The 2,305-nt window shown below is 42.1% G+C and carries 2 protein-coding genes; both read right to left on the reverse strand.

Features of this window, described 5'->3' with window-relative positions:
* Nucleotides 1-5: 5 nt before the first annotated feature.
* Nucleotides 6-995: a phosphate ABC transporter permease subunit PstC gene (gene pstC, locus B7Y67_RS15605; RefSeq protein ID WP_293599424.1), complete on the reverse strand. Its 990-nt coding sequence runs from the start codon at nt 993-995 to the stop codon at nt 6-8.
* An 84-nt stretch (nt 996-1,079) separates the two neighbouring features.
* Entirely contained in the window at nt 1,080-2,099 is a 1,020-nt protein-coding gene (pstS, locus tag B7Y67_RS15610; RefSeq protein ID WP_293599425.1) for a phosphate ABC transporter substrate-binding protein PstS, read from the reverse strand.
* Nucleotides 2,100-2,305: the final 206 nt, after the last annotated feature.

Raw genomic sequence — 2,305 nt, forward strand, 5'->3', positions numbered from 1 at the left:
GCCGTTCATGTTTTAAGTCCCTGCTTTTTTTCCATATTGATTAACATCCATTTCGCGATCGCTAAAACAATGAATGTAATAATAAATAGCGCAAGGCCCAATGCAAATAAAGATGAGTAGTGAGCTCCAAGCTCAGCTTCACCGAATTCATTAGCCAATGTTGAGGCAATCGAATTTCCTGGGGAGAATAAGGAAGCAGAAAGACGGTGAGCATTACCGATAACAAAAGTAACCGCCATAGTTTCGCCAAGGGCTCGACCCAATCCCAACATAATCCCACCGATCACGCCCGCTTTTGTATAAGGGAGCACAACATTCTTTACCACTTCCCAAGTGGTGCAGCCAATACCATAGGCTGATTCTTTCAGAACTGGGGGAACAATTTCAAAAACATCACGCATAACTGAAGCGATAAATGGCAAAACCATCATTGCCAAAATCAGGCCTGCACATAGAACGCCAATACCATTCATTGGACCTGAAAATAGGATTCCTAAACCTGGAATGTAGCCTAAAGTTCCTTGCAAGGCAGGCTGAATGTAATCAGCAAAAATTGGTGCAAATATAAATAAGCCAAACATACCGTAAATGATGGATGGCACGGCGGCGAGTAACTCAACAGCAGTACCCAGCGGTCTACGAAGGGCAGCTGGGCAAAGTTCAGTTAGAAATACAGCAATACCAAAACTTAATGGTACGGCGATGAGCAAGGCAATTAAAGAGGTTACTAAGGTGCCATAGATGGCAATAAGGCCACCGAATTCACCGTTAATGATGTCCCACTCTTTAGTAAAGAAAAAGCTAACACCAAACTTATCTAAAGCAGGCCAAGCATTAATAACCAGAGAAATAATAATTCCGAGTAATGCAATCAAAACTGATAAGGCAAAAAATTGCGTTATGCCATGAAATAGAAAATCTTGAATACGTTGCAGCTTAGCAATACGCAGAGCCTGGGGCGTTGGTGCTGAGTGTGACTGTGTTGATTCAATCATATTTGGACTTCATTTAATGTTGAAACAGCCCCAACCAAAGTTGGAGCTGTTTCAGTGTTGAGATTAAACAATCAATCTAACAAATTACTTAGCAATATTGGACCAAACACTCTTACGAATATAGTCTGTAGTTGCATCAGGCATTGGTACATAGTCAAGCTCAAGAGCCATTTGCTTACCTTCTTTGAATGCGAAGTCAAAGAACTTCAACACTTCAGCAGAGTTTGCTTTTTTCTCTGGGTTTTTGTACATCAAAATGAATGATGCGCCTGTGATTGGCCAAGACTGCGCGCCAGGAGCATTGGTAATAAATGTTCCCATACCCGGAACTTTAGACCAATCTGTACCAGCTGAAGCCGCGGCAAATGTCTTGTCATCAGGCAACACATAGTTACCATCTTTATTTTTCATAGAGATAGTAGTCATTTTGTTTTTCTTAGCATATGCATACTCCACATAGCCAACTGAGTTTTTAACACGGTTAACGTTAGCTGCAACACCTTCGTTACCTTTACCACCAACAGAAGAAGCAGCAGGCCACTTAACAGCAGCACCAGCACCAACAGCATCCTTCCAGAGTGAGCTAACTTTTGCTAAGTAGTCAGTGAAAATGGCAGTTGTACCAGAGCCATCAGCACGGTGAACCACAGTGATATCACCAGTAGGGATCTTCACGCCTGGGTTCATGATAGCGATACGCTTGTCATTCCAGTTGGTAATGTTGCCTTGGAAAATATCAGCCAATGTTGGGCCATCTAATTTGAGTTCGCCTGGCTTAACACCATCTACGTTCATAACAGGAACTACGCCACCAATAATTGCTGGGAATTGAACCAAACCTTCTTTTTCCAAATCTTCAAACTTGACTGGAGCATCTGAAGCGCCAAAGTCAACTGTCTTTGCTTTGATCTGCTTGATACCACCAGAAGAACCGATAGACTGATAATTTAAGCTAGTACCGGTTTTAGATTTGTAAGCCTCAGCCCATTTAGCATAGATTGGGTATGGGAATGTTGCGCCAGCGCCAGTCATTTCGGCAGCAAAGGCAACTGGAGCTACAGAAATCGCACCAATAACTAGTGCTTTTTTCAAGAATGATTTCATGTGGAGTAATCCTCGTTTAGTTCACGCAACATTGCGATAACTAAACAATACGGATTGAGTATGACTCTTTTATGACACTGAATCTACTTAAAAATATCTCAATAAATTCAGATACTTAGGCAGATGGGATCAAGTTAGCAATACTCTTAGCGGCACTAAGGGCAATAGCGTCATCATTGGCTTCGACCATCACTCTAAGGACAGGC

Source organism: Polynucleobacter sp. 35-46-11 (genome assembly GCF_002281105.1).

Excerpts from the sequence above, each read along its gene's own strand:
- pstS (WP_293599425.1), bottom strand. The coding sequence starts at position 2,099 with ATGAAATCATTCTTGAAAAAAGCACTAGTTATTGGTGCGATTTCTGTA.
- pstC (WP_293599424.1), bottom strand. The coding sequence starts at position 995 with ATGATTGAATCAACACAGTCACACTCAGCACCAACGCCCCAGGCTCTG.